General features: G+C 45.4%; 25 protein-coding genes. 7 read left to right on the forward strand and 18 right to left on the reverse strand.

The genetic code is table 11. The annotated features are described in order from the left end of the window. Window positions 1–59: 59 nt before the first annotated feature. Window positions 60–506, reverse strand: a complete 447-nt coding sequence (locus ABZR88_RS06550; protein WP_107828217.1) for a thioesterase family protein — start codon at window positions 504–506, stop codon at window positions 60–62. Between the two features lie 135 nt (window positions 507–641). Between ABZR88_RS06550 and ABZR88_RS06555 the strand changes: the two genes are divergently transcribed. Next, complete coding sequence (locus tag ABZR88_RS06555; protein WP_107828216.1) at window positions 642–1,082, forward strand: Hsp20/alpha crystallin family protein; 441 nt, start codon at window positions 642–644, stop codon at window positions 1,080–1,082. Between the two features lie 249 nt (window positions 1,083–1,331). Here the strand turns inward: ABZR88_RS06555 and ABZR88_RS06560 are convergent, their stop codons facing one another. The 13 genes from ABZR88_RS06560 to ABZR88_RS06620 form a co-directional block, all read right to left on the reverse strand. Next, window positions 1,332–2,117, reverse strand: coding sequence for an alpha/beta fold hydrolase (locus tag ABZR88_RS06560; RefSeq protein WP_107828215.1), 786 nt, complete (start codon window positions 2,115–2,117; stop codon window positions 1,332–1,334). A 240-nt stretch (window positions 2,118–2,357) separates the two neighbouring features. Further along, window positions 2,358–3,170: an enoyl-ACP reductase gene (locus ABZR88_RS06565; protein ID WP_107828214.1), complete on the reverse strand. Its 813-nt coding sequence runs from the start codon at window positions 3,168–3,170 to the stop codon at window positions 2,358–2,360. 35 nt (window positions 3,171–3,205) lie between these two features. Beyond that, window positions 3,206–4,015 carry a TonB family protein gene (locus ABZR88_RS06570; RefSeq protein WP_107828213.1) on the reverse strand — a complete coding sequence of 270 codons (810 nt, stop codon included), beginning with the start codon at window positions 4,013–4,015 and terminating at the stop codon, window positions 3,206–3,208. 39 nt (window positions 4,016–4,054) lie between these two features. Next, window positions 4,055–4,489 carry a cupin domain-containing protein gene (locus tag ABZR88_RS06575; protein ID WP_107828469.1) on the reverse strand — a complete coding sequence of 145 codons (435 nt, stop codon included), beginning with the start codon at window positions 4,487–4,489 and terminating at the stop codon, window positions 4,055–4,057. Between the two features lie 392 nt (window positions 4,490–4,881). Beyond that, entirely contained in the window at window positions 4,882–6,558 is a 1,677-nt protein-coding gene (recN, locus tag ABZR88_RS06580; protein WP_107828212.1) for a DNA repair protein RecN, read from the reverse strand. A gap of 271 nt (window positions 6,559–6,829) precedes the next feature. Continuing rightward, window positions 6,830–8,899 carry a M56 family metallopeptidase gene (locus ABZR88_RS06585; RefSeq protein WP_107828211.1) on the reverse strand — a complete coding sequence of 690 codons (2,070 nt, stop codon included), beginning with the start codon at window positions 8,897–8,899 and terminating at the stop codon, window positions 6,830–6,832. A 6-nt stretch (window positions 8,900–8,905) separates the two neighbouring features. Beyond that, window positions 8,906–9,283, reverse strand: coding sequence for a BlaI/MecI/CopY family transcriptional regulator (locus tag ABZR88_RS06590; RefSeq protein WP_107828210.1), 378 nt, complete (start codon window positions 9,281–9,283; stop codon window positions 8,906–8,908). A 448-nt stretch (window positions 9,284–9,731) separates the two neighbouring features. Beyond that, on the reverse strand, window positions 9,732–10,628 hold the full coding sequence (locus ABZR88_RS06595; protein ID WP_107828209.1) for a DUF4835 family protein: 897 nt from the start codon (window positions 10,626–10,628) through the stop codon (window positions 9,732–9,734). Further along, on the reverse strand, window positions 10,625–11,824 hold the full coding sequence (coaBC, locus tag ABZR88_RS06600; RefSeq protein WP_107828208.1) for a bifunctional phosphopantothenoylcysteine decarboxylase/phosphopantothenate--cysteine ligase CoaBC: 1,200 nt from the start codon (window positions 11,822–11,824) through the stop codon (window positions 10,625–10,627). The genes ABZR88_RS06595 and coaBC overlap by 4 nt, the downstream gene beginning before the upstream one ends. Before the next feature lie 142 nt (window positions 11,825–11,966). Beyond that, a complete protein-coding gene (locus tag ABZR88_RS06605) occupies window positions 11,967–13,031 on the reverse strand; it encodes a hypothetical protein (protein ID WP_107828207.1) in 1,065 nt (354 codons plus the stop codon). A gap of 172 nt (window positions 13,032–13,203) precedes the next feature. After that, the gene (locus tag ABZR88_RS06610; protein ID WP_107828206.1) at window positions 13,204–14,088 is read right to left on the reverse strand and encodes a class I SAM-dependent methyltransferase; all 885 of its coding nucleotides are present in this window, start codon (window positions 14,086–14,088) and stop codon (window positions 13,204–13,206) included. Window positions 14,089–14,262: 174 nt separating this feature from the next. Beyond that, on the reverse strand, window positions 14,263–15,015 hold the full coding sequence (locus ABZR88_RS06615; protein WP_107828205.1) for an ABC transporter ATP-binding protein: 753 nt from the start codon (window positions 15,013–15,015) through the stop codon (window positions 14,263–14,265). Next, window positions 15,012–15,743 (reverse strand): ABC transporter permease, encoded by a 732-nt coding sequence (locus tag ABZR88_RS06620; protein WP_107828204.1) that lies wholly within the window; start codon window positions 15,741–15,743, stop codon window positions 15,012–15,014. The genes ABZR88_RS06615 and ABZR88_RS06620 overlap by 4 nt, the downstream gene beginning before the upstream one ends. A gap of 163 nt (window positions 15,744–15,906) precedes the next feature. Here ABZR88_RS06620 and ABZR88_RS06625 point away from each other — a divergent pair, with 163 nt between their 5' ends. The 4 genes from ABZR88_RS06625 (at window position 15,907) to ABZR88_RS06640 (ending at window position 18,889) form a co-directional block, all read left to right on the forward strand. Further along, entirely contained in the window at window positions 15,907–16,611 is a 705-nt protein-coding gene (locus ABZR88_RS06625; RefSeq protein WP_107828203.1) for an SDR family oxidoreductase, read from the forward strand. A gap of 25 nt (window positions 16,612–16,636) precedes the next feature. After that, entirely contained in the window at window positions 16,637–17,200 is a 564-nt protein-coding gene (locus ABZR88_RS06630; protein ID WP_107828202.1) for a PspC domain-containing protein, read from the forward strand. Between the two features lie 5 nt (window positions 17,201–17,205). After that, entirely contained in the window at window positions 17,206–18,177 is a 972-nt protein-coding gene (locus ABZR88_RS06635) for a DUF5668 domain-containing protein (RefSeq protein WP_107828201.1), read from the forward strand. 94 nt (window positions 18,178–18,271) lie between these two features. Next, the gene (locus ABZR88_RS06640) at window positions 18,272–18,889 is read left to right on the forward strand and encodes an RDD family protein (RefSeq protein WP_107828200.1); all 618 of its coding nucleotides are present in this window, start codon (window positions 18,272–18,274) and stop codon (window positions 18,887–18,889) included. Between the two features lie 293 nt (window positions 18,890–19,182). On the opposite strand, the gene ABZR88_RS06645 is transcribed toward ABZR88_RS06640, so the two are convergent. Both ABZR88_RS06645 and mqnC read right to left on the reverse strand, forming a co-directional pair. Next, window positions 19,183–19,884, reverse strand: coding sequence for a carboxypeptidase-like regulatory domain-containing protein (locus ABZR88_RS06645; RefSeq protein WP_107828199.1), 702 nt, complete (start codon window positions 19,882–19,884; stop codon window positions 19,183–19,185). 179 nt (window positions 19,885–20,063) lie between these two features. Beyond that, the gene (gene mqnC, locus ABZR88_RS06650; RefSeq protein WP_107828198.1) at window positions 20,064–21,188 is read right to left on the reverse strand and encodes a cyclic dehypoxanthinyl futalosine synthase; all 1,125 of its coding nucleotides are present in this window, start codon (window positions 21,186–21,188) and stop codon (window positions 20,064–20,066) included. Window positions 21,189–21,353: 165 nt separating this feature from the next. Here mqnC and ABZR88_RS06655 point away from each other — a divergent pair, with 165 nt between their 5' ends. Further along, window positions 21,354–22,106, forward strand: a complete 753-nt coding sequence (locus ABZR88_RS06655; RefSeq protein WP_107828197.1) for a hypothetical protein — start codon at window positions 21,354–21,356, stop codon at window positions 22,104–22,106. A gap of 61 nt (window positions 22,107–22,167) precedes the next feature. Here ABZR88_RS06655 and ABZR88_RS06660 read toward each other — a convergent pair whose 3' ends face one another. Together ABZR88_RS06660 and ABZR88_RS06665 are read right to left on the reverse strand one after the other, a co-directional pair. Next, window positions 22,168–22,365 (reverse strand): hypothetical protein, encoded by a 198-nt coding sequence (locus ABZR88_RS06660; RefSeq protein WP_107828196.1) that lies wholly within the window; start codon window positions 22,363–22,365, stop codon window positions 22,168–22,170. 77 nt (window positions 22,366–22,442) lie between these two features. Further along, on the reverse strand, window positions 22,443–23,891 hold the full coding sequence (locus ABZR88_RS06665) for an arginine deiminase family protein (protein WP_107828195.1): 1,449 nt from the start codon (window positions 23,889–23,891) through the stop codon (window positions 22,443–22,445). Between the two features lie 150 nt (window positions 23,892–24,041). Between ABZR88_RS06665 and argS the strand changes: the two genes are divergently transcribed. After that, entirely contained in the window at window positions 24,042–25,805 is a 1,764-nt protein-coding gene (gene argS, locus ABZR88_RS06670; RefSeq protein ID WP_107828194.1) for an arginine--tRNA ligase, read from the forward strand. The last annotated feature ends 141 nt before the right edge of the window (window positions 25,806–25,946 follow it).

Here is a 25,946-nt window from a genome sequence, read left to right on the forward strand (position 1 = left end):
TTCGATTTCGGATTTTTTAAATGACGATAAATCCGAAATCGAACATCCGAAATACGATATCAATTGGTATTAGTCACCAGTCCCGGATCGTCATAATCTATCATCCTTTGGCGCTCAACCTTAGGGATAGGTACAGATTTTTTAGTCGAATAATCATACGCAATACATACGGTTTTGCCGGTAGTGCAAATTTCTTCGCCCTTCTCGGTAATCTTCACCAGTACGTGCATCACGTCAAAGCTGCTGTTGCCAATGCGTGTTGTGCGCACATATACGGCAATTTGATCTTCCAGCTTTAACGGTTTCAGATAAGTAATTTCTGAACGACCCAGAATAACGCCCACTTTACTCATATCCCACTGGATAATTTCTTTCCAATAGTTAGAACGGGCAATTTCAAAATAAGTAAGATAGATAGTATTGCTTACGTTGCCGAAGGCATCGATATCAGAAAAACGGATGGGGATGGAGGTGCGAAACGTATAATCGGCTAAATCTTCAGGCATTTAATGTCAATTTGTCGGTAGAAAATATTTAAAACCGACAAATTGTCGGCAAGATTGGGCTAAAATCGCGTTGGTACAGCAGTTGATCTTAACCAATCACGAAAATAATAAAAAAGAAATAAGGAGAACATAAAAATGACTTTAGTAAAATTTAACAACGGCCACAAATACAACGCAGTTAGTCCACGTTTTAGCGACGTTTTAGACTCCATTTTTAACGACTCATTTGCGGGTGAGCGTTTGGCAACCAAAGTGCCTGCTGTAAACATTGCTGAAACCGAAAACGAGTTCCATGTAGAGTTAGCAGCTCCTGGTTTGAAAAAAGAAGATTTTAAGATCAGCTTAGATAAAAACGTGTTAAGCGTTAGCGCCGAGAAAAAAGCTGAACAAGCCGCAGAAGGCAAGAAATACAGCAAACGTGAATATAGCTACAGTTCATTTGTACGTTCATTCACCCTGCCAGAAAGTGCCGACCAATCTAAGATTGGTGCCGAATACACTGACGGTATCCTGAAACTGACTGTCGGCAAAAAAGAAGAAGCCAAAGCACAGTCGCGCGAAATTGAAGTAAAGTAAAGCCTCTCTAACTTTCTACCCAAAGAGAAAGTAAAGCCCTCTCCCTTGGAGAGGGTAGGGCGAGGCCTCAAGACCGTTTTCATAAGAGAGAGGTGTTGGTTTAGTTGAGGAAAGGCCGGTATGCGCAAGCATCCGGCCTTTCATATTTTTGACGAAAGTGTCATGCTGAGGAACGAAGCATCTTTGAGGACAGTCCTTATGTATGTCCTCAGAGATGCTTCACTGTCGTTCAGCATGACATTCACGGAATTAATTGCTTAAAAATTGCTTAACCAAATCCACCGTAACCCGAGGCAGCACGCCGTTAGATGGATCATTGCCCATCTCGCCAATAAAGCCGCCATGATGGCCGGGTAATACAATAAGGCTGGCGTTGGGGATCAGCCGGGAAAGTTCAGCAGTATGCTCTATTGTAATCACGTCTTTGTCTGACACCATAAGCAGGGTAGGTGCGGTGATGGATTGGAGTTGTTCATCGGGCCAGTCCTGGAAAGTAATCATGCGGTTACGGTCTTTCTCAAACATGGTTTGCAGGCCTTCGGTATTTGGGTTTACTTTAAGATAGGCATCTTTCAGTCCTTGCGGCATTACGTCTATCGTAACGTTTGCCATCCCCTCAAAAAATCCATTAATAAATCCTGATCGCTTGGTAGCGCCGGCAATAGCAATCACTCTGTTAGTCAATTGCGGATGCCGGATAGCCATCTGCAATACCGTACTACCACCATTGCTGAAACCCATCACATCGGCTTTCCCGATTTTTAAATGATGAAGCAAAGCCGCAACGTCATCAGCATCCTGTGCAAAACTTTCTGGCGCATCACGATCGCTGGTGCGGCCATGTGCCTGTAGCTCGACAGCGATGAGTTGGGTGAAACCTGCAAGTAGCGGGATGAGCGTCCCGAAGGTAGTCTCAATAGTAGACCCGCCGCCGTGAATCAGCACTAACGGCATGGTGCCCTTACCATAGATCTCATAATACATTGAAATGCCGTTTACCGGCGCATAGCCGGTTTTTACTGCTGCGTTTTCCATGCGGTTATTGTTTTTAGAAAACCCTATGTTGTTGTCAGTCCAATATCGGCTTTAATATTGTGAAAGTGATTGCTTGCCTAAATGTTTTGTAACTGTCATCCGCTCACACTGTCTTTCGCTATTCCTGGCAATGACAGGCTAAGAGAACTGCAACAAAAAAGGGGATGCTTTTGCATCCCCTTTAAATATCTAACCAGAGAAACTAATCTCCAATCAACTAATCACTGATAAACTATCAGATTACTTACCCATGCTCTCCATTACTTCCTGGCTTACACCGGTGAAAGAGAAGCCGCCGTCATGGAACAGGTTTTGCATGGTTACCATGCGGGTAAAATCGCTGAATAGCGACACACAATAATCTGCACACTGGTCTGCATCAGCATTACCCAGCGGACTCATTTTGTCGGCATAATCAATAAAGCCACCAAAACCTTTAACGCCGCTGCCGGCTGTAGTAAGGGTTGGCGATTGTGATATGGTGTTTACACGTACTTTGTTTTTCTTGCCATAGAAATAACCGAAGTTGCGGGCAATGCTTTCCAGCGCAGCTTTGTTATCGGCCATATCGTTATAATCAGGGAATACGCGCTGACCGGCAATATAAGTTAGGGCTACAACAGATCCCCACTCGTTAATGGCGTCCATTTTCATGGCGGTAGCCAGTACACGGTGCAGGCTCAATGCAGAAATATCGAAACCTTTGTGCGTAAACTCGTAATTGTTCTCATAATAAGGGATGCCTTTACGCACGTTAATACTCATACCAATTGAGTGCAGTACAAAATCAACACCACCGTTAAAATGCTCCATAGACTTGGTAAACAGGTTCTGTACGTCATCGTTGCTGGTTACATCGGCTGGAATAACGGGTGCGTTGCACTCTTCGGCCAGTGCGTTTAGCTCGCCCATGCGCAGGGCCAGCGGAGAGTTGGTAAGTACAATTTCTGCACCTTCCTGTACGGCACGCTGGGCCACTTTCCATGCAATTGATTGCGAGTTTAATGCACCGAAGATGATGCCTTTTTTACCTTTTAATAAATTATAAGCCATAGCTGTTAGTTTGTTATGCGATGGCAAAGTTATAATTATTTATCAGTTAGTATAAATTGAACAACAATCGATTCTGGGCAAACTATACCGCCTTGTCCGTGAGCGGGTTGCCATTTAGTTTGAGCAATTAAGCATATTACTTCTTCTTCGCAACCATAGCCAATTCCCTGCACCACACGCGGGTTCACTACCGAACCATCTTTTTCAATCTCAAAATTAACTTTAACCAACCCTTCAATATGGTTTTTTACGGCTTGCTCCGGATAGACAAGCTGTTGCTTAATACGCTTTTTTAACCGCTCATTTCCACCAATGGGTTCGGCTTGACTCTCTATCATTGGGCCAGGCCCACAGTCAAAACATGTTATTTCCTCAAACTTGATTTTCTGTTTTTTACGTTGATTTATTGCGTTGGTTTGCACAACAATAGGGTCGGCTTCACTACTAACAGCTGCGGGCTTTATTTCAGGCAAAGTAATTTCTACATATCGGCTGCCACGATTTTGAAACCACGTTGCATAACGGCCCGTACCAAAAATTATCAGTGTGTCATTGTGTTTAGCGCCATCTAGTGTAAACCTTCCATTAGCGTCCGTTTTTGCAAGTAAATTTCTGCTGGTTGCCGAATAATAAGTTAACGATGCTACCGATACATCAGGGACAGGCTTTCCGGTATGATCTAAAACAATACCTCTTAGATTGACGGTATCGATATAAATCGTTTTATAGGTGGGGTTTGCCGACCTTTCTACATAACTGGCTTGAGCCTCTCCTTTTAAAGAAAAACACAACAGCGCAATTATAAATTGCATGGGGTAGGAGAAGCAGAAAGATAAACTTTTCATGATGACAATACCTGTCACCAAAAATAACTAAATATTTAGTTATTTTAAATCGTAAGTAATCAGCACCGCCAAATCTTCATTTCCGGCAGGTTTCAATCCATGGCTGCTGCCTGGTTTAGTGAGGATGGCATCGCCGGTTGTTACGGGGATATCTTTGCCGTTCATTTGCAAAATGCCGTTGCCGCTGAGGATATAATAAATTTCGTCTTCTTTTTGGAGGTGGTAGCCGATGGACGATCCCGGATGAAGAATGCGTTTACGGAAAGCTATTTTTAGCGATTGATCTTTACTGAAGAAGGGGACGGCTGTGGTATTACCGCCGCCATTATGGCTGCCGGGCTCTGCTTTTTTGATGTCTTGCTCATGTTCTATAATAAACCCCTCGCTTTGTGTAGTGGCTGCTGCAGAAAATATGCAGGCGATGATACACCATAGCACCAGCAGTAAGTGCTGCACTTTTAGTTTGTTTTTCATGAAGATGTTATAGCAATAGTAGGTTTCAACTACTAAGATAGACAGCAGCTCATTGATAATCAATGTTATTTGTGTGATAAGGTTGTAACAATCGCTTTACATTGATGGCGCGGGGAAAGCTACTGACTTGTCATTTGGCTGAAATAGCCTTTTTATCGCTTTAAATAGCATCATGAATTTAAGGGACTTGTCATGCTGAGGAACGAAGCATCTCTGAGGACTATTTTGGGAGAAGCGTGGTGGGTGGGCCTCTCCGCGCGAGTCTTCGACAAGCTCAGACTGACAGCCCTCTCGTTTGTCATTTCACCTTCATGGTCCCGCTGCCGGGATTCTGCTGCTCAGCCTGACAATTGGGCTTCTTAATTTCATAACATTACCGGAGAGTGTGAGGTCTAAACCCCTAGCAATTCTCTTGCGTTCTGCAATGCGCTTTCGCCAGGCTTGTCGCCGCTTAGCATTTTGGCTATTTCGGTAATGCGTTCGCCATCATCAAGACGGCGCAGTCGGGTGTAGGTAACATCGGCCTGGTGGTCTTTATAAACAAAGTAATGGCTATTACCCTTGCTGGCAATTTGCGGCAGGTGCGTAATACTGATCACTTGCATATTTTGCGATAGTTGCTCCATGATCTGGCCAACTTTGTGTGCTACCTCGCCAGATACACCGGTGTCAATCTCATCAAAAATAATGGTAGGCAGGGCGGTGTAACGTGCAATGAGCGATTTGATGCTCAGCATCAAACGCGATAATTCACCGCCCGACGCTACTTTGCTCATCTCTGCCAGCGCATGGCCCTTGTTGGCGGTGAAGAGGAAGCGCACCTGATCGAGGCCGTTTTCCCCCAATCCCCCTGAAGGAGAGTTATGTGCCGATGCTGTGGCGAGCTCTATTTTCATGGCTGAGTTGCCCATGCCCATTTCTGCCAGTGCTTCCAGTACTTGTTTTTCTATGGCAGGGATGGCTTGCTGGCGACGGTTAGATAACCCGGTGGCCATTTGCAGCAGCTCGGCTTGCTCGGCGGCTATTTGTTTTTGCAGTTTTTCTATCGCTTCATCGCTAAACAGCGCGTTCTGAATCTTATCACTCAGATCTTGCTGTATCTGTAACAGTTCGGTGTTGGTGCTAACGCGATGTTTCTTTTGCAGGTTATAGATCAGGCTTAAACGGGTGTTTACCTCTTCGGCGCGGGCCGGATCGGTGTGGGTCTGCTGCTCCAGGTGGTCTATCTCTGCCGAAATATCTTTCAATTCGATCACCGTACTGTTTAATCGCTGATGCAGATCAGCTATCTGCGGATTGAATTTCTCTAATGCCGATAGTTGCTGACCGGCCTCACGCAGTTGCAGCAGGGCAGCGGCTTCGCCTTCCTGTAACAGGTAATTAGCGCTAAGCAGGCTGCGTTTAATCTCGTCGGCGTTGTTGAGCGTGTATAGTTCTTGTTCCAGCTGTTCCTGCTCATCGGCGGCCAGGGCGGCGGCATCCAGCTCATCAAACTGAAACTGGAAGTAATCCAAATCTGCCTTAGCTTTGTCGCTTTCTTCAATCAACTGTTTTAGCTCTGCATTTAGCTTACGCCAAGCTTTATATTTGGTCTGATAGGCCGATAATTCTATTGCGTGGCCAGCAACGGCATCAACCACCAGTAACTGAAACTGCGGACTATTAATTTCCAGCGTAGCGTGTTGCGAATGGATCTCTATCAGCTTTTCGCCCAGTGCTTTCAGCGTGGTGAGGTTCACTGGTGTATCATTCACAAAGGCGCGCGATTTACCATCGGCGCTAATCTCGCGGCGCAATACGGTTTCGGCTTCGTAGTCCAGGTCGTTATCCTCAAAAAAGCTTTTCAAATGGAAACCATCTATCTTAAACTGACCCTCAATCACACATTTTTTCTGCTGATTAAAAAAATAGCGGCTCTCGGCCCGCTGACCGAGTATGAGCGACAACGCGCCCAAAATGATAGATTTACCCGCGCCGGTCTCGCCAGTCAATATATTCAAGCCTGCATCAAAACCAATCTGCAGGTTGTCAATCAAAGCGTAGTTGTTAATAGTTAGCTGTTGAAGCATAAAAATTGCCCCCTTTTTGAGAGGACACTAAAGTACAAATATTATGGTGAGTAGCAGAACAGCCATTGCATCATAATAACCATTACGTCATTGCGAGGTACGAAGCAATCTCTGTACTTGGCATATACGATTTGCATTTGCAGAGATTGCTTCGTGCCTCGCAATGACGTGCCGGATAACCAAAATATTCTTTTCCTGGCTTCAGTTATAAACCAAAACATCCGAAGTTTTTAAAACTTCGGATGTTTGTATAGAGCATTATATCTAATAATTATTGAGCTGGTGTCTTAGGTACTGCAGGTGGTGGAGGGGGTATCATTGGCGACTCGCTTTTTTTCGGCGCTGCCGGTGGTGGCGGCGGCGGCAAGTTCTTTTTAGGTTTTGCAACATCTGCTTTTTTAGGTGCCTTAGGTGGTTTAGGCGGGCGAGGTGCTTTCACCGTATCATTGTCATCAAAACTAACGTGCATATCGTTCTTAAAGTCAAACTTCAGATCGGTTTTATCATAGCCCTTTTGTTGCATGTAGTCCTTCAGCTCTTTTGTTGATTTCTCGAGATCTTTCATCTCGTTCTTCATGTCAGCATTCCAAAACTTGTCTTTAAATTTTTCGGCAATATCTTTTGTTTTTGCCTTGAACTCGGCGTTATCAGTGTAGGCCGCAATGCTATCGCTAAAAGCTTTAATGGCTTGGTTATGTGCTTTGAAAGCCGGACTGCCGTAAAACTTGCTTAACTCGTCAGATAGGGCGGTGCGTTGTTTTTCTAATTCATATTCGGGTTTGGCCATCACTCTGGCGTAGTAGGTGCTTAATTCTGCAACTTTTTTTGCCTGTTTAGCAAACTCGGGCGAATTGGGATTGAGCTTTTCCAGTTTGGCGCTGGCTTTATCCAACTCTTTCTGATGCTCGTCCATTTTTCCATCAGCATAAAGCTTGTCCATTTTTTTGGCCACTTCATCCATTTTGACTTGCCATTGTTTCATCTCAGCACTGTTGCCCAATTTGTCCAGCTCGTGGCCATGTTTTTCCAGTTCTTTTTCCCATTGCTTCATTTTCGGATTTTCAAAAAATGCACGGAAATCAGAGTCCTGTTTCATCAAGTCCTGTTGTGCTTTTTTCGCGGCTTCGCTGTTAAAATAGTTGTCAATGTTATGGCCGTGCATTTCTACTTTGCTGCGCAGCTCTTGCAGATGGGTGTCATTAATGGTGTCTATGCCGCTAACAATATTGCCACTATTTAAATCTTTACGTGGTGTAGCAAGGTATGGTTTTGTTTTAGACGATTTTCTTGTGGTATCCTGTAACAGATGCACAATAGGCGATGGAACGGTTGCTTTTACTGTCACCTTGCCATGCTCAATTTTAGGATTTAACCAAGCCAGGCAGCTTAGGCTGCAGCCCAGTAGCACCACGGCAAGTAGCGCCGGGCGTATATTTACAGAGGTTTTTTTAGTTTTCATGATGCGTTCGATTCTGTTTAAGAGGTCAAAACTTTTGTTTTTTGCGGCCAGCGACAGGTGCCACTGCTGCTGTTTGTTCTCTTCCAGTTTTAGCAAGGCCCTGGCGTAGATGAGCGGACTACCGGTAACGTGTATCACGGCATCATCGCAACAGTTCTCGCGTTCCTGGTTGATGAGTTTGCCGGTAAGCCGGGCAAACGGATTAAAGAATAGAAGGATGCCCACCGCCTGCTGAATGATGTTAAGCAGGTAATCATTACGGCGCACGTGGGCCAGTTCATGCAGTAAAATAACGGCAATTTCATCGGCATTGAGGTAGTTGCCGATGGTAAATGGCAGCAGAATAATCGGTTTCAAACAACCGGTAATGCAGGGTACGTCTACCCATTGGCTAAAGCCTACTTGCACATGCTTTTTCAGTCCGAGTTTTACTGAAAGGCGGTTAACCTGATCTTCAAACCCGGCCGGCAGTACATTTTGGCGGATGCGGTAACTGTTGTTCCAGGCCAGCATCAGCTTTAAGGTGTTGAATACTAAACCGGCAAAATAAAGCATGGTGACGTAGGGCATGTAGCCTGCAAAAATGAAAGAGTAGCGGCTGTCGGGCGCTGTCAACTCACGTAATGCCTCAGGCAGGGTGGCAATAGCGTTTGCAGGTGGGTGCCAGTTGTAACGGCTCACCTCGGTATACAGCGTAAGTGCAAACCAGCCCAGCATGGCCATTAAGGAGATGTAAGCTATTTTATATTTCAACACAGACGACGTGGAAGGAAAGCTTTGCAAATACATGCGCAGCAGCATATAAATAATAAGCCCCTGCCACAAAGAGTGGATAATAGTAATCCCTAAAACCTGGCTGATGTTATAAAACAGATTTTCCATAACGGTTTATTTTTTAGGCTGGTCAAATTGGTCGAGATACTTTTTAATGGCGTCAATTTCCTCGTCCGACGCCCGATGGCTGCCCAGTGCCTGGATAACCAGGCTGGCGGTAGAGCCATCAAAAACGGTGCTGATCATTTTATCAAGCGCGGTTTGCTGTGCCTGCTCACGGCTTACCAGTGCTTTATAAATATGAGTTTTGGCCGAAGCATCGCGACTGGCCAGTCCTTTTTCAAACATGATCTGCATTAGCTTCAGCGTGGTAGTATAGCCCGCATCTTTGCTCTTAGCCAGTTCCTCATGTACGTCGCGCACGCTGCATGCGCCTTTTTTCCAGAGTACCTGTAAAATCTCTAATTCGCTTTCTGTGGGTTTTACTGCCATGACGTTTTTCTCTATCTACGATAATCTTCGTACAAAGATGTACGATGGTTTTCGTAAATGCAAATAATTTTTTCAATTTTTTCTATAAGATGCTTGAAAATGAGGGACGTTACGGCGGAAAAGAGAAGATTGGAAATGAAGGTTAGAGGACTGATTAAGGTGAGGTGGGTATAAAAGTTAGATCAGGAATAATAACAGGTCGCCCCTTCAGGGCTTTTAGCTGCGTTTCAACTCCGGAGGAGTGACCTGTTTGTAGCCAAACGGTCGCTAGATAGGCTGAGCTCCATAGGTGCGGCCTGTTGGAGAGTTGTGGCTATCCTTATATCGAATTCAAGTTAGCTAAGTTAACCAAGTATATCATTGCCGCTCGGAACGAGGCGATGGCATAAGTGGATTTAAAAAAATGAGGTATAACTAATCTCTGATTAACTGATCCTTGATCTCTCTATTACTGCCCCTGCAATTTCTGATACTTGGTGCCATTTGCGGGATCTGCCTGACTGAGCACATTAAGTGCCTGCACGCGCTCCTGCGGATCGGCCTGGCCATAAATGTTTACCAGTTCATCGCCTTTGGCGCTGAAAAACAGTGTGGGTAGCATAGAACCGATACGGGTACGATCCAGTTGGGTAAGCAGCGGTAAAATGCCGTCAATTACCTTGCGGCCCTGAGTAACGTTATCGGCCATAGCGTCAAGACCGGTGCGATGGTAGGTATAAACAAACTCGCGCAGTGGGGCGTAAGTTTTGTTGTTGAGGTTCTCTGCCAGCCAATAGCGGTTAAGGTTGCTGTCAAAAGCTTTCCAACCTTTAAAATTGGATGATTGCGCGTTGGTTACCACATTTTGAGCCGCGGCGAAATAAGGCGAGCCGCCAAATTTGGAGAAACTATCGTAATCCATACCCACAATAATATAGGCGTAGTAAGCCATTACGGCGCTCAGGTTATTTTGAAAGGTTTGATCGCTGTAGTCGATGGTTTGGCCTTCGGTATACACAAAGTCAAAGTCCTTATCGTTAACATTGAGCAGGGTAGAGGTATAGCTGGAATTATACACCGGGCGCGATGATTGCACTTGTAGCTCAGCACTGAAATTGCTGCTGCCATCCCACGACGTGATATTGAGTACGAATGAACAGTCGATGCGCTCTGCAGGCAAAATCTCGTCGGCTGCCCATTTACGGCCGTTCAGAAAATCTTTCATCGCCGTCTCCAGCGATTGGAAGATGCGCTTATTGCTGGTTTGTATTTTGGGCGCCAGCACTTGTACGCGAGCGTTAAGGTCCTGCGCGTGGGCAACCAGGGCCAGGCAAAATGTTAGTGCAAGTACCAGCAGTTTCTTCATGCGTTTATCAGTTGCATCAGTTTATCGCAAATATCGCGGGCCACGTCTTCTTTGGTTTTCAGGTCGAACACGGTTTTCTGCAGATCGCTATCAATGATGGTAATCTTATTGGTATCGGTTTGAAAACCAGCCCCGCTGTCGTTTAACGAATTTAATACAATAAAGTCCAGATTTTTGCTTTGCAGTTTTTTTATGGCGTTATCTTCTTCGTCATTGGTTTCCAGTGCAAAACCCACCAGTACCTGGCCGTCGCGTTTGCGGGCTCCCAGGGTTTTTAGAATATCGGTAGTTTTCTTGAGTTCGATGTTGAGGCCAGCGTCTTGCTTTTTGATTTTCTGTGTGGCCACTTGCGCTGGGGTATAATCGGCCACGGCAGCACTCATAATGCAAGCATCGGCATCTTCAAAATGTTGCAGGCAGGCGGCCAGCATATCTGCAGCAGAGGTTACATCAACACGAGTTACCTGTTGTTTGCTTTTCTGGGCTGTTGGTCCGGCAACGAGGGTTACGTCGGCACCCAATTCTGCCAAACGGTCTGCAATGGCAAACCCCATTTTGCCGGACGAATGATTACCAATAAAACGTACCGGATCAATAGCTTCATAAGTGGGGCCGGCGGTTACCAGCATTTTTTGCCCAACGAGAGGCAATTTGCTGCGAATGTCGCTTGTCAGAAAATCAATGATTTCTTCTGGCTCGGCCATTCGGCCTTCACCGTGCAAACCACTGGCCAGTTCGCCGTTACCGGGAGGGATCATGATGTTGCCGAAGCTTTTAAGGCGGGCCACGTTCTGGAGCGTAGACTCATGCTTCCACATATCCAGATCCATTGCAGGCGCAAAATATACCGGGCATTTAGCCGATAAATAAACGGCTGTGAACAGATTATCTACCTGTCCGTTTGCCATTTTACTTAAAGTGTTGGCGCTGGCCGGAGCAATAACCATCAGATCGGCCCAGAGACCCAGCTCTACGTGGTTATTCCACTCGCCAGTTTCGGTTTTAAAGTACTCGGTATAAACCGGATTTTTTGAAAGGGTAGATAGCGTGAGTGGTGTGATAAAATTAACAGCACCGGGCGTCATTACCACCTGTACATCAGCTCCCGCTTTAACCAGGAGGCGTACCAACATGGCCGATTTATAAGCCGCAATGCTTCCGCAAACTCCCAGCAATACTTTTTTACCTTTCAGCATAGAGCAAAAATAGTTTTTTTATCTGCAATTGGTATTTGTGCAACGGTTTCTGAGCACGAAGTTGGCTTAAAGGCCCTAAAACAAAACAGGATTATCAGTCATCCTGATAATCCTGTTTTAAATCTTGAAATCCTGGTTCAGACTACTGATACTGGATATAAATAGGCTGTGGTTTATATTTCAGCACTTCCTCAGGCGTTAACATGTGGTGTGGCGCTTTCTTCAAGTCGTTTTTGTAGAACAATTTGAAACCGGTGAACTGTACAGGCTCAGGGTAAATAAAGTTGCGGTAAGTGCCCAGTTTCAGATCTGGTTCGCCCCATCCATCCATGTTCATTACAATCTGTACCTCTTTGTGCAGTTTAATGTTTTTGGTGTTGGTTACCATCTTTTTAGTAAAGCGGTGCACTACCAGAATTTTTGGAGGCAGGTTATATTTTCTAACCAGTTTAGCCAGGTAATCTGATACGTAGTTTACATCCTCAGCATCATAAGTGCCAATTTTTCTGCCTGGTTTAGAACCGTCTTTCATAGAAAACTCAGGGTCCATTCCAAAGTGTACTTGTGGCATAGCCAGGTATTTCTCCAGCAAAGGCAGCTCAGCGTGGATGTTGCTTAACGCAACCTGTACGTCAAGGAAAACTATAGCATGTGCTTTTTTAGCCAATACCAGTACGCTGTCAATTTGTTTAAATGGCATGCGGTAACGGTATTTGCCATCTTTACCGCCATCGCCCTGGGCAACTACAGCAATGTAATGCAGTGCCGGTTGTACCGGGGTTTTAGGGTCGGCTTTTTGCCAGTTTTTAACCTCGCCTTTTAGTTTGGCCAGCATTTCATTTGGCGGCAATTCGCCAAGGATACCCATTCTTTTAGAGTACAGGTTGCCATAGAACGCAACCACACGTTTAAATGGCAGGATGGCACCATCCAACGGATATGGTTGTTTTTTAACAGGCCATTTGCCGGTGGTATCGCCATGGGCCAGGCGTTTATCAAGCGAATCATATAACGCTTTGTTTAGCGGTGGATAAACCACTTTTCCGGTATCGGCTACATTGTCTTCGCCGGTAGCGTTGGTTTTAGCAGTCGCTGTTTTTTTAGCCGAATCTGAGGAGGTAGATGTGTTGCTGCTTTTGCAACTGGTGAAAACCACTAACGAGAGGGTTAAACAAGCTGTAGATAGCAGTATTGGTTTTAATTTCATAAGCGTATTAATGCCCCATTTTGGCGGTAGGCGATGCAAAGTAACATCAATTTGCCGAAATTGTTGCGAAAGTTATCAACAAGATGGGGAGTAGTGAGATGTGAATTGTGAGTGGTGAATAGTGAGTAGTTGAGGAAGGAGATCAAACTCACCACTCACAATTCACATCTCACTATAAAGTTTTCCGAAACTTACCGAAAACCCCCAGCGGAAGCTTTATCCCCGATGTCGCCTGCAAATAAAGCTCGCCAATCTCCAGATTCTCTACCTGCGGGAAAGAACCACGGATCAGGTTTTCTACAATAACGGATGAAAAGCCCAGTGAGTAGGTATTCAGAATCAGGAAATGCTCTTTAGGGTCAAGTAGTTGCACAACGTCCTGCATCATTTCCTGGATGTGGTCCTCAAGCTTCCATTTCTCGCCGTTGGGGCCGTGGCCGTAGGCGGGAGGATCGAGGATGATGCCGTTGTATTTTTTGCCGCGTTTAATCTCGCGTTTTACAAATTTCAGTGCGTCTTCAACCACCCAGCGGATATCCTGCAAGCCAGAAAGCTCCTGGTTCTCATTGCTCCAGGTAACTACCTGACGGATAGAATCTACGTGCGTAGTGTCAGCGCCGGCCGCACGGGCTATCAGCGAAGCGCCGCCTGTGTAGGCAAACAGGTTAAGCACCTTCGGACTAGGCGTTTTAAATTTTTTGATAGTTGACGAGATATAATCCCAGTTAACAGCCTGCTCGGGGAAGATACCCACGTGCTTGAACGATGTTAGTGCCAGGCGAAACTTAATAGCCGCTTCCGGGTTTTTATACTCAATGTGCCAACGGTCGGGCGTTGCAGGGTTTTTCTTTACCCAATCGCCAGATGTGGCGCTGCGGCCTTTAAAACGGATGTGATGCAGTTTTTGCCACTCGCTTTGCGGCATGGCTTTGGCCCAAACGGCCTGAGGCTCCGGACGAATCAGAATAACATTGCCAAAGCGTTCCAGCTTCTCAAAATCGCCGCAATCAATCAGTTCATAATCTTTCCAGTGTGCGGGGGTGAGGAGTTGGATCATAGTTTTGCTTTTAGTCCGGGAGCCGGGGAAGTCCGAAAGTCCGGGAGAATTTATCTGCAAAAATAATATTTTAGTCCGGAAGTCGGGAAAGTCAGAAAGTCCGAAAGATAATTAGATGGTTTTCGATAATAAATCTTCCCGACTTTCGGACTTTTCGGTCTTCCGGACTAAAACCTACAACTTCTCCTTTGCCGCCTGCATAAACTTACTGGCAAATACAAAGTCGTTCAGCTCATTATTGTCGGTGTGGGCAATTTCTTTGTTGCTGCCTTCCCACCATTTCTGGCCGTTGTGCAGAAAGATGATATGATCGCCAATACCCATTACCGAGTTCATATCGTGCGTTACTACTACGGTAGTTGTCTGGTATTCTTCGGTCAGTTCGGCAATCAGTTCGTCAATCAAGATGGAAGTTTTAGGGTCGAGACCAGAGTTGGGCTCGTCCACAAATAAATATTTAGGCTGCATGCTGATGGCGCGGGCAATACCCACACGCTTTTTCATACCGCCCGATAGTTCTGAAGGGAACAGTTTGTTTTTACCTTTCAGGTTAACCCGTTCCAGGCAAAAATTGGCGCGATCGAGCTTTTCGGCGCGGGTCTGATCGGTAAACAGGTTGAGGGGGAACATGATGTTTTCTTCAACAGTCATCGAGTCAAACAGGGCCGAGTTCTGGAACAGCATGCCAATTTCTTTACGAATGGGTACACGCTCTTCAAAGCCCATGGTGGTAAAGTTCTCGCCATTGTAGAAAATCTCACCTTGGGTTGGCTCATGCAGGCCCACTACGCATTTGAGCAGGGTAGTTTTACCAGAACCGGAGCCACCAATAATCAGGTTGTTTTTACCCGGTTTGAACTGTGCGCTGATACCACGCAATACATGGTTTTCGCCGAAGGCTTTATGTATGTCTTTAACTTCGATCATAGCAGCATACGGGTAATAACAAGATCAGCAAACAGAACTGCAATACAGCTGTAAACCACACCTTTGGTGGCTGATTGACCCACTTCCAACGCACCACCAGATGTGTAAAAACCCTGATAAGCACAAACAGAAGTAATGATAAAACCAAACACTATAGACTTAACAACAGAGGTTTGCAGCGTTAGCGAGTTAAAAGCATCGCGCAAACCGTAAATATATTGGCTGGTAGAGATATCGTTAGAGGCGGCACAGGCGCCATATCCACCCGTTAGACCCAATAAAATAGAGACAACGTTCAACATCGGGAACATCAGCAATCCTGCAATCACTTTTGGTGAGATGAGGTAGCCCGGTGCATTAACGCCCATAATTTCCAGTGCATCAATTTGCTCGGTTACACGCATGGTGCCAATTTGCGAGGCAATGCTAGAGCCTACACGACCGGCCAACACCAGCGCGGATATAGTTGGGCTAAACTCCAAAATGGTTGAGTCTCTGGCAATACTACCGGCAATGCTTTTTGGCACCAGCGGGCTGCTCAGCTGGAAGGCCACCTGGATAACGGCCACCGCACCAATAAATACCGAGATGATACAGATAATGCCCAGCGACCCGATGCCAACAGACACCATTTCGCGCATCACTTCAGCCCAGTATACACTGAACTTTTCGGGCTTTTTAAAGCTGAGTTTTAACAGGAGAAGGTATCGGCCGAAGCTATGGAACATGTTCTAAAAAAAGGTAAACCGCGTTAAAAATAGTGTTTTTTGGTAATATGCTTTAGCCTTGGCACTATTTACGCTAATTTTAAAGCATTAAACTATTAACAATGCTTTAATAAGGCGCATTCAGGCTCAATTGTTTGTGCCCTCATTAAAAACACTTAGCCCTATGAACAACGCCATCATCACCGGCGCTACCCGCGGTATGGGTCGTGCTATCAGTATAGCTTTTGCCAAAGAAGGTTTTAACCTGGCCGTTTGCGCCCGCAATGCAGGTGAACTGGAAGCCTTTAAACAAGAGCTGCTGCAAATTAATCCGCAGATAAAAGTTGCTGCCGTTACGGCCGATATCAGTCTGAAAGAGCAGATCCATGCCTTTGCCAGCCAGGCAGAACAGGAGTTGGGAGACATCAATATCATTGTCAATAACGCCGGCATTTATCAGCCCACCAGTATTTTGGATGACGAGGATAGTGTGTTTAACCGGTTGATGAATACCAATCTTCTACCGGCTTATGAGCTGTACCGGTACTTCGGTAAAAAGCTGATTGCAGCGCGCAGGGGCCATATTTTTACCATTTGTTCATCAGCCTCAAAAAATGTGGTGAAAGAAGCTGGTACCTACAGTGTAACAAAGTTTGCCTTGCTGGGTCTTAATAATGTTATGCGACAGGAAATGCAGCAATATGGCGTAAAAGTTACTGCGGTGATACCGGGATCAACCCTCACCTCATCGTGGGACGGCACTACCATTCCGGCCGAACGTTTTATACTGCCTGAGGATATTGCCTCGGCCATTGTAAATGCTTATAAAATGAGCCCGGGAGCCAATGTAGATGAAATAGTCATGATGCCCGTTTTCGGTCAGCTATAATACTCACTTAAAACAAGACAACATCATGGACAAGAAATTATACCGCGACGAATCCCAGAAAAAAGTAGGGGGAGTATGCGCGGGTTTAGCAGACCATTTTGGCACCGAAGTATCAACCATGCGGTTAATATTTGTGCTGGGCCTGTTTCTACACGGCCTTAGCGGGCTGGTATATGTTATTTTATGGATTGTATTGCCGGCCAAAAATTTTGCCCCCAAACAACCATTTGTTGATTATACCATGCCGCCACAACAACCTTATACCGATTACAACGTACCGCCACAGTCACCCTACACAGACTATACTGTGCCGCCCGTACCCCCAATGGATCCGCAGCCGCCAAGACCGATAAGAAACGGCCCATCTACAGGGGCTATAATTGGTGGCAGCATTATGGTGATGATAGGGGTACTGATATTGCTTAAGCAGTTCCACATACTTTCTATCTGGCATTTTATGCACTTCTGGCCGGTTAGCCTTATTATAGTGGGCGTAATCTTTGTGATCAGCAGCTTTATGGGCAACTCTGCGCCGGCAGAAGAGAAAGATCAGGATAATTCAATTAACGACAACCCTCCAACAGTTTAAAAATCATGAAACGCGATAAATTAATTCCGGGCATCATTTTGATAGGCCTGGGTGTGATATTCTTGCTGCACAGTTTTGGTATTGTGCATTTCCATTGGTTTAACTTTATACGCATGTGGCCGGTGTTCCTGGTTATTGCAGGTTTTAACCTTATGCTCTCTAACGTACGCGCCGGATGGGCAAGTGCTTTAAGAATCATAGTGGTACTGGGCGGCATTTGTGTACTGCTGTTTGCCAGTATTGACGACCGCCGTTCGGGCTGGCCTGGCTTTACGTTCCGTTATAATATTGATGACGATAATGATTCAGACAATAGTTCGGACGACCGGAAGATTGTTAAAATGGAAGGTACTAATGAGTACACGGAATCCTTCCACCCCGACGCAAAGGAAGCTAAATTGAAAATTCAAGGCGGTGCCACCCGCTATGAACTGCGTGATAGTACTGCCGATCTATTCCACGCCGTGGCCACAGGTTATGGTAGCAACTACAATTTTAACAGCGAAGGTAAAGACTCGTTATACACCATTAACTTCAACATGGCTAAAAACAGTCACCGGTTTAATTGGAATGATAATGACCACGGTAATGAAGCGAAAATAAAATTGAATACGCTGCCGGTTTGGGATATTGATATCAACACCGGTGCTACCGAGGTGAACTTTGACCTGAGTAAATTCAAAATCCGTAACCTGGATCTGAACGGCGGCGCCGCATCATTCAAAGTGAAAATGGGCCAGCCGCTGGCTGATACCCGTTTGGATATCAATACAGGTGTATCTGAGGTGAAGATCAGTATCCCGAAGGATGCCGCTTGCCAGATTACCACAGGTTCTGGCCTGTCATCAAACCAGTTTGACGGGTTCAATAAAACCGGCGATAAGCGCTATGAAACTCCGGGCTTTGCTAACGCGGCTAACAAAATGTACATCAACATTAGTGGCGGAATCTCAGACTTTAAGGTGGAGCGATATTGAGATTGTTCATAGTTTATGGATCTTAGCTATAGGGGGCTAAATTAAATTCTCGAACTTATATCTATTAACTATGAACCATGATCTATGAACTAACATGACCCATAAACTCGAAAAATACCTGCTTGTAATAAACGGAAGGCCTGAAGGGCCTTTCGCTGTTGATGAGCTACGGCAAAGAGGCCTTAAGCCTGGCGATTTTGTGCGTACCGACGGCATGGCCGATTATAAGGAGGCACACGAAGTGCCTGAGTTGCGGGCGCTGTTCGGTTTTAAGAAGCAGACAGTCGCCCCGCAATACTTCGGTAGTTTTGACCAGCGGTTACTGGCCTCGGTAATTGATTGGTTGTTGGTTTCGGCGGGGTTTGCTATTGTGGCGTTATGCATTGTGCTAGCTATACAAAATCAGATGATGCGTTCTGTTATTGCTGTTAGCTTGGCGGTGATTATCCCGGTTGCCAATTTTATCTATCATGTAGCGATGGAAAGCTCGGCCCAACAAGCTACTTACGGCAAGCAGATCCTCAAAATCAAAGTGACCGATATGGAAGGGCGGCGCATTACGACCAACAGGGCAGTGGGGCGCAATCTGGCACGTGTGTTTTCGGTTTGTACTTTTTACCTGGGATATCTTTATAGCTTCTTCAACAAAAAACAGCAGTGTTTGCACGATGTGGTGGCAGGCACTCTGGTGGTGAAGGATAGGTTGATTTAATACCTCTCCCAACCCTCTCCGAAAGAGTAATAGCCCATAAAAAGGCAGGAGTATAATAAATCCCTCCTTGGGGAGGGGCGCGGTAGCATTGTGAAGAGGTAGGGAGGGGTGTAAACGATATCTGATCCCATAAACCCCTCCCTACACCCTCCCAAGGGAGGGAATCGCACAGGCCTTCACATCTTTAGATGCTCACTGCCTTTTTATGAGCTATTACTCTCTGAAGGAGAGGGCTTTTAATATTTAGATAACACAAAGAGCCTCTGTGTTTAAAAATAACAAACCTTTCGGAATCACTTCAGCTTGGCTAACTTACGTTTGTCGGCCGGCAAAGTCTCGAAGTTTTTGTAGCACGAATCGATATAACGCAGCAGATTAAAATCGGACGAAGTATACTGCGGAACGGTCGGCATATATCTCACTCTAAACGCCATTAACTCATCGCCATTAAGTGGCAGATATTTACTTAGGTTGCGCAGCGCAAAAACGGTATCAATAATCAGGCGATAGCGTTCGGTATATACCCATTGTGCTCCTTTGGCCTGCTGTCTTTCTTCTTTTTTATTTGACCAGATGCGAAGGGATATACCGCCCTTCAGGTTGCCGTTATTGTCGCGCTGGTAAATCATGGTTTGGTTATGAAAATCACGGTCATAAGTTTTGAAGCTTTGTACTTGTTGTACGTTTACGTTCACTTCATTCAACATATGTTTTTTAGGTTCCAGAAACACTTCTTTGGGCTTGAAGTTGATCAACACCAATGTATCTACTTCATACCCGAAGTTGTTGAATACGACCACATCGTTCAGCGCCGCGTCGATATTGAAATGGCCTTTATCATCGGTCTCCGTAAATTTCTTTGTCCGCAGGTTTTGGATTCGCACACCGGCCAGGTAAATGCGGGTTTTGTTTTCAAATACCCTTCCGCTCAGTTTTTGCTGGGCGTTGGCGGTAAATACGAAAAGCGATAAGATGAGCAGGCATAGGTAACGCATGCCCTAATTTACATGATGACTTTGATTGTAAGTGTTAAGAGATAGTTAAAAGTGGGGGCGCTCGATTTCGAATTTCGGATGTTCAATTTTGGATTTACTATTTGCGCTTGCTTATGACGCGTATAAATAGTCATTTTTGATTTCTTTTAAATCCGAAATCGAACCTCCGAAATTCCCAATTAATAATTAATCACCTGTTCCTCCAATTGTGAAGGTAACTCGCGCCAGTCATATTTCTGAGTGCGTAGCTGTGGCTCAAAACCGGCCTCGCGGATGGCGGTCTGGATGCCTTGCGCGGTGAAGCGGTGTGGCGCACCGGCGGCAGATACTACGTTCTCCTCAATCATAATCGACCCGAAATCATTAGCACCTGCGTGGAGACAGGTTTGGGCCACTTGTTTACCAACGGTTAGCCATGAGGCCTGGATATTTTTGATATTAGGCAGCATAATACGGCTCAAGGCAATCATGCGGATATATTCATCGCCAGATACGTTGTTGGTAATGCCGCGCACTTTACGCAATAGGGTACCATCGTCCTGGAACGGCCACGGAATAAAGGCGATAAAGCCGTGGTGCCCTTCCGGCTTTTCAGACTGTACCTGACGGATCCATACCAGATGTTCAAAGCGCTCTTCAATGGTTTCCACGTGGCCAAACATCATGGTTGCTGATGTTGGCAGGTTAAGTTTGTGTGCTGCACGCATCACGTCCAGCCATTCTTTACCGCCGCATTTACCTTTTGAGATAAGACGACGCACGCGGTCGTTCAATATCTCGGCACCGGCGCCTGGCAATGAGTCCAGGCCAGCCTCTTGCAGGGCTTTCAGCACATCGTAATGGCTCATGCCTTCCAGTTTGGACACGTGTGCAATCTCCGGCGGACCGAGCGAGTGCAGTTTCAGCGTTGGATAGAGCTCTTTTAGTTGTTTAAACAGATCTGCGTAGAAAGCCAGCCCCAGATCCGGGTGGTGGCCGCCCTGCAACAACAGTTGATCGCCGCCATAGCGGAAAGTCTCTTCTATCTTGCGTTTGTAGGTTTCAATATCGGTTATATAGCTATCCTCGTGCCCAGGGCGACGAAAGAAGTTACAGAACTTGCAGTTGGCAATACAAACGTTGGTGGTGTTTACATTACGGTCTATCTGCCAGGTTACTTTACCATGGGGTACCTGTATTTTACGCAACTGGTTGGCCACATAAGCCAACTCTGCGGTAGGTGCGTTGTGGTAAAGATGTACGCCTTCTTCAATAGAAAGAAACTCAAAGTTTAGCGCGCGCTGTAACAGTTCGGCAGTATTCATAGCTGCAAAAGTACGCACATTTAAAATGCCATATTCCACAAAAACACACCAAAGTGTCAGTTTTTAAAAAGACGGTTTTACTTTTCATTTCTAATTCACTCAATAGCTTGTAATTAGATGTAAAGATCAACCAGTAGCAACTACTGTTTAACTAAAGCCTTTACCATGAAAAAACTATTCTTTATCCCGTTTGCGGCAACCCTGCTGCTATCGGCTTGCCAAACCTATCAGCTTAATACTATGAGCAGTGTCAATGCAGCAATTGACGACAAAACCGGAAAGTTTAATGTAGAGAACGACTCGGTAAAAATAACGTACTCATTCAGCGGTAAAAATGCCCCTATCAATGTTGCGGTTTATAATAAATTAAATGAACCAATTTATGTAGACTGGAAACGATCTGCCTATATTATTGATAAAAAGGCGGTTAGCTTTTCAGATCGTGCCGTTAAAGTGAATGGTACATTTGACGCAGCTACTTCGCGTTCAACCGGTGCCTCATATACCAGCGGCAGTTTGCAGGCAACAGCCAATCTGCCCGAGAATATCATGTTCATCCCGCCGCATGCACAGGTTGATAAAACCTTATTGGAGATGGCGCCAGAGCAAAACCGCTTTATTGAAGATTCACTGGTAACCAAGGTGCAAATTAATGATCAGCTTACTGCCGAGCCGTTTAACGCAAGGATGGCTAAGTTTAATAAAAACAACTCGCCGTTGTTTTTTAAAAGCTACATTACCATGTATACCATCAATAACAATATACAGAAATTTATGACTTATACTAATGAGTTTTATGTTTCAGAAACAGTAGAGTCTGCTCATGGTCCGGAAAGCTTCTCGTGGTTCAAACCACAACGCGGCGATACTTTCTACAGCAACATCAAATCGCAATGGGGAAGTGCGGGCGCTAATTAAATCTTTAGATACATAATTCCTAAACCTTATAAAAAGGTAAAGGGGGGCTAGCCCCCCTTTATTATGGTTTTGTTACAGTTTTTGATTTTTCTACTTTCTTTTTGACTTTGTAGCCGTTATAGTGTTTATGCTTGCTAAACACATTGTGCACTTTCTGGCCAAGGGTAGAGGTTCGCTTAACTTTAACCTTCTCTGGTGTTTGCGCAAATGCGATGCTGAAACCCAGCACCATCATTAGCATTAACGTTAGCTTTTTCATAGGGTTATATTTTCTAATATAACTGCTTTTTTTGGGAAAAAGTTTTAACCAATAGGTGTTTTTGATTTTCTTTTGGTTTATTTATTTAATCCGTACCGTAATATGGGCATACTCATACAATGGAAACCACCTCGCGCGCGTGAAAGTTCTGCTGATGGCATCAGGATCAATGTATCCTGCATGGTATCTGGATCAGCCTCATTGTCTTCAATGCGGCGCAGCAAGTCTGCTACTTTAATCACCTTAAAGCCGTTTTGGCGAAAGGCTTCAACAGTTTTGGTGTTTCTGTCGTAACCCAAAACCACGCCCTCGCGCAGGGCCAGCAGGTTGCAGGAGTCTGTCCATTGCTCGCGCGAGTCATACGGGAAAATACCGTTGCCAGAGTAGATAAAGCGGGTAGGAGTTGAGCTACCCAGATCATTCCGGCTCACATCGTCCAGCAGTTCTTCAATAGAGGCAAAACGGCGCGGTGCCAGTTCTCCTGCTTCAAACTGAAAGATCTCCACTTTATCACGGCCTTTGCGCTCGCCCAGCCAGTCGGTAGGCTCAGCAGTTTCCGGGTCGATATCTTTTTTACTTAATGATCCCAACATTACCCAGGTGTCGCGTTTTACCTGTGTAAAAATGGTATCAATATGCATGTAATCGCGCTTGTGCGGAATTTTTACCACCGTTACCTTGTTTACTACTTTATTTTCAAACAATAGCTTAATGGCCTCATTAGCGCCACTGACAGAGGTACGCTCGCTGCAACCAATGATGACGTGGTTAGGAGCTACCACCATTACATCACCGCCCTCTAAAGTAGTTTTGCCTTCGGTGTCCTCGCCCGGGCGCAGAAAGTGCTGCACGGTTTCAGGAATCTCGATGATGTTATCACGATAGGCGACAAACAACGGGTGATTAAAAAAGATGTAACGTACCAGCAGTGTTTCGCGCGAGCGCGCTTTTTTTGCCGGTTTGTTAATCAGAATATGGCTATTGATAACGATGCCGATATCGCGCGAGAAGATCAGATTAGGGATAGGCGCGAAGATCATATTATCATCACCCATAGCGCCTGAAATAAAGATCTTAGCCAGCTCGATAGGTGGCGTTTCTATCAGTTGTTGTTGCAGGCGATAGTTGCAGCCCTCTATAGCGCAAACAGATGCTACCAGCTTTTCGCAAATGCTCTCGTCGGCCAGTATATCGGCCAGCAGCATTTCTAGCTCAATTACTTTGGTTGATGCATGGAAGGCTGCATTATCTGGCTTAAAGAAAGCACGATTATGTGCGCGGGAGTTCACTTCCTCTAGCCGGCCTTTTATCTTTTCTGGATCGAGGAAATAGAGCAACAGTTTAACGTAGTGGTCGTACTCGTTTTTGCGCATGGTATCCAGGTGCACAATATCTTCAAACAGCCAATCCTGCGCTTTTGATGGCACTACTTTACCCAATCCGCTATCCGGACTGTGTATCAACAAGGCCTTCAGCGTACCAACTTCTGAGCCAACCCCTAGTTTAAAATTGTTATCAGATAACATAGGTAGCTAAGTTAGCGCTTTTAGTCTGAAAGTCGGAAAGGCAGCAAGTCTGAAAGACCTTTAAAATTTAAGAATGATAATCGTCCTCACTTTATGTCTTTCGGAGGCTCCGTCTTCCGGACTTCCCGACTAATTATTACTTTTGCGCCAATGGACTTTATAATAGACGCTACCTTAAAAGCTGTTAAGCATCTTTACAATACAGATATTACGCCTGCCGATGTCAGTCTGCAACAAACCCGTAAGGAGTTTGAAGGGCAGTTAACCATAGTTACCTTTCCGTTTACCAAGCTATCGCGCAAATCGCCCGAGCAAACAGGGGCCGATATTGGCGAATACCTGAAAGAGAACGTAAAAGAAGTAGCGGGCTATAATGTGATCAAAGGTTTCCTGAATATTTCTATTGCTGATAGCTACTGGCTGGAGCAATTCTATACCAACGTACTGGGGGCCAACTATAACGAGGTTAAGCCGAACGGTACAAAGGTGATGGTAGAATATTCATCGCCCAACACTAATAAACCACTGCACTTAGGGCATATCCGTAACAACCTGCTGGGGTATTCGGTAGCGCAAATTTTGACTGCTGGCGGTTACGAAGTGATCAAAGCCAATTTGGTGAATGATCGTGGTATCCACATTTGCAAAAGTATGCTGGCCTGGCAAAAATTCGGTAACGGAGAAACGCCGGAAAGTAGCGGCCTGAAAGGCGACCATCTGGTGGGTAAGTACTATGTGATTTTTGATAAAGAATACAAAAAACAGATAAACGAGCTAAAAGCTGCCGGTCAGACCGAAGAAGAGGCCAAAAAGAACGCTCCGTTGATTGTTGAAGCCCAGCAAATGCTGCAAAAATGGGAAGCAGGCGATAAAGAAGTAATCAGCTTGTGGGAAACCATGAATAGCTGGGTGTACGCTGGGTTTGAAAAGACCTACAACTCGCTGGGTGTAGATTTTGATAAATATTACTACGAGAGCAACACCTACCTGTTAGGTAAAGATATAGTTGAAGAAGGTTTAGCCAGCGGCGTTTTCTTCCAGAAAGAAGACGGCTCGGTTTGGATCGATCTGACTGCCGATGGCCTTGATCAGAAACTGGTCCGCCGTGGCGATGGTACCTCGGTTTACATTACCCAGGATATGGGTACCGCCCAATTGAAGTATGACGATTACCAGGTAGATCAGTCTATCTACGTAGTGGGTAACGAGCAGGATTATCACTTTAAAGTGTTGTTCCTTATCCTTGAAAAACTCGGTAAAAGCTGGGCTAAAGGTCTGTACCATTTGTCATACGGTATGGTTGACTTGCCATCTGGCAAAATGAAAAGCCGCGAAGGCACTGTTGTGGATGCCGACGACTTGATTGCCGAGATGGAAGCCACCGCAAAAGAGCAGACCGAAGCGCTGGGTAAGGTAGACGGTTTTAGCGAGGAAGAAAAGAGCGAGCTGTACCACACTATCGGTATGGGCGCCCTGAAATATTTCCTGCTAAAAGTTGAGCCGAAGAAACGCCTGCTGTTTGACCCGAATGAGTCGATAGATTTTCAGGGGCATACCGGTCCGTTTATTCAGTATACACATGCCCGTATTTGCTCGGTAGTGGGCAGGGCAGAGGTGAATATTGATGACGAGATTGATGCAGAACTATTTGGCGTAGAGCGCGATCTGATCATCTTGTTGACCCAATATCGCGATATGATCCAGCAAGCTGCTAAAGATTATAACCCTGCGGCTGTGGCTAACTATGTTTATGAGCTGGCTAAAGCATTCAATAAGTTCTATCACGAGAAATCAATCCTGCAGGCTGATACCAAAGAGCAAATGCAGTTCCGTTTGCAACTAGCCAAAGCCTCGGCCGCGGTGATTAAAGCCGGCATGAAACTGCTGGGCATTGAAGTGCCGGAGCGGATGTGATTTCGAGGTAAAAGGATAAAAGTAAAAGGCGAAAGGTTTTGTAAAATCTTTCGCCTTTTTATATACCGGTCATCCCGAATTTATTTCGGGACCCCATATGCTTAGCTGGGTAGTTAGATTTGCCTTTGGGATGCCGAAACA

The sequence above is a fragment of the Mucilaginibacter yixingensis genome, assembly GCF_041080815.1.
Taxonomy (GTDB): domain Bacteria; phylum Bacteroidota; class Bacteroidia; order Sphingobacteriales; family Sphingobacteriaceae; genus Mucilaginibacter; species Mucilaginibacter yixingensis.

Bases quoted from the DNA above. Each gene is read 5' to 3' on its own strand.
- ABZR88_RS06620 (WP_107828204.1), bottom strand. From the start codon at position 15,743: ATGTTCCATAGCTTCGGCCGATACCTTCTCCTGTTAAAACTCAGCTTT.
- ABZR88_RS06555 (WP_107828216.1), top strand. From the start codon at position 642: ATGACTTTAGTAAAATTTAACAACGGCCACAAATACAACGCAGTTAGT.
- ABZR88_RS06640 (WP_107828200.1), top strand. From the start codon at position 18,272: ATGACCCATAAACTCGAAAAATACCTGCTTGTAATAAACGGAAGGCCT.
- ABZR88_RS06630 (WP_107828202.1), top strand. From the start codon at position 16,637: ATGGACAAGAAATTATACCGCGACGAATCCCAGAAAAAAGTAGGGGGA.
- recN (WP_107828212.1), bottom strand. From the start codon at position 6,558: ATGCTTCAACAGCTAACTATTAACAACTACGCTTTGATTGACAACCTG.
- ABZR88_RS06655 (WP_107828197.1), top strand. From the start codon at position 21,354: ATGAAAAAACTATTCTTTATCCCGTTTGCGGCAACCCTGCTGCTATCG.
- argS (WP_107828194.1), top strand. From the start codon at position 24,042: ATGGACTTTATAATAGACGCTACCTTAAAAGCTGTTAAGCATCTTTAC.
- ABZR88_RS06665 (WP_107828195.1), bottom strand. From the start codon at position 23,891: ATGTTATCTGATAACAATTTTAAACTAGGGGTTGGCTCAGAAGTTGGT.
- ABZR88_RS06625 (WP_107828203.1), top strand. From the start codon at position 15,907: ATGAACAACGCCATCATCACCGGCGCTACCCGCGGTATGGGTCGTGCT.
- ABZR88_RS06550 (WP_107828217.1), bottom strand. From the start codon at position 506: ATGCCTGAAGATTTAGCCGATTATACGTTTCGCACCTCCATCCCCATC.
- mqnC (WP_107828198.1), bottom strand. From the start codon at position 21,188: ATGAATACTGCCGAACTGTTACAGCGCGCGCTAAACTTTGAGTTTCTT.
- ABZR88_RS06560 (WP_107828215.1), bottom strand. From the start codon at position 2,117: ATGGAAAACGCAGCAGTAAAAACCGGCTATGCGCCGGTAAACGGCATT.
- ABZR88_RS06565 (WP_107828214.1), bottom strand. From the start codon at position 3,170: ATGGCTTATAATTTATTAAAAGGTAAAAAAGGCATCATCTTCGGTGCA.
- ABZR88_RS06645 (WP_107828199.1), bottom strand. From the start codon at position 19,884: ATGCGTTACCTATGCCTGCTCATCTTATCGCTTTTCGTATTTACCGCC.
- coaBC (WP_107828208.1), bottom strand. From the start codon at position 11,824: ATGCTGAAAGGTAAAAAAGTATTGCTGGGAGTTTGCGGAAGCATTGCG.
- ABZR88_RS06660 (WP_107828196.1), bottom strand. From the start codon at position 22,365: ATGAAAAAGCTAACGTTAATGCTAATGATGGTGCTGGGTTTCAGCATC.
- ABZR88_RS06610 (WP_107828206.1), bottom strand. From the start codon at position 14,088: ATGATCCAACTCCTCACCCCCGCACACTGGAAAGATTATGAACTGATT.
- ABZR88_RS06595 (WP_107828209.1), bottom strand. From the start codon at position 10,628: ATGAAGAAACTGCTGGTACTTGCACTAACATTTTGCCTGGCCCTGGTT.
- ABZR88_RS06590 (WP_107828210.1), bottom strand. From the start codon at position 9,283: ATGGCAGTAAAACCCACAGAAAGCGAATTAGAGATTTTACAGGTACTC.
- ABZR88_RS06605 (WP_107828207.1), bottom strand. From the start codon at position 13,031: ATGAAATTAAAACCAATACTGCTATCTACAGCTTGTTTAACCCTCTCG.
- ABZR88_RS06570 (WP_107828213.1), bottom strand. From the start codon at position 4,015: ATGAAAAGTTTATCTTTCTGCTTCTCCTACCCCATGCAATTTATAATT.
- ABZR88_RS06635 (WP_107828201.1), top strand. From the start codon at position 17,206: ATGAAACGCGATAAATTAATTCCGGGCATCATTTTGATAGGCCTGGGT.
- ABZR88_RS06615 (WP_107828205.1), bottom strand. From the start codon at position 15,015: ATGATCGAAGTTAAAGACATACATAAAGCCTTCGGCGAAAACCATGTA.
- ABZR88_RS06585 (WP_107828211.1), bottom strand. From the start codon at position 8,899: ATGGAAAATCTGTTTTATAACATCAGCCAGGTTTTAGGGATTACTATT.
- ABZR88_RS06575 (WP_107828469.1), bottom strand. From the start codon at position 4,489: ATGAAAAACAAACTAAAAGTGCAGCACTTACTGCTGGTGCTATGGTGT.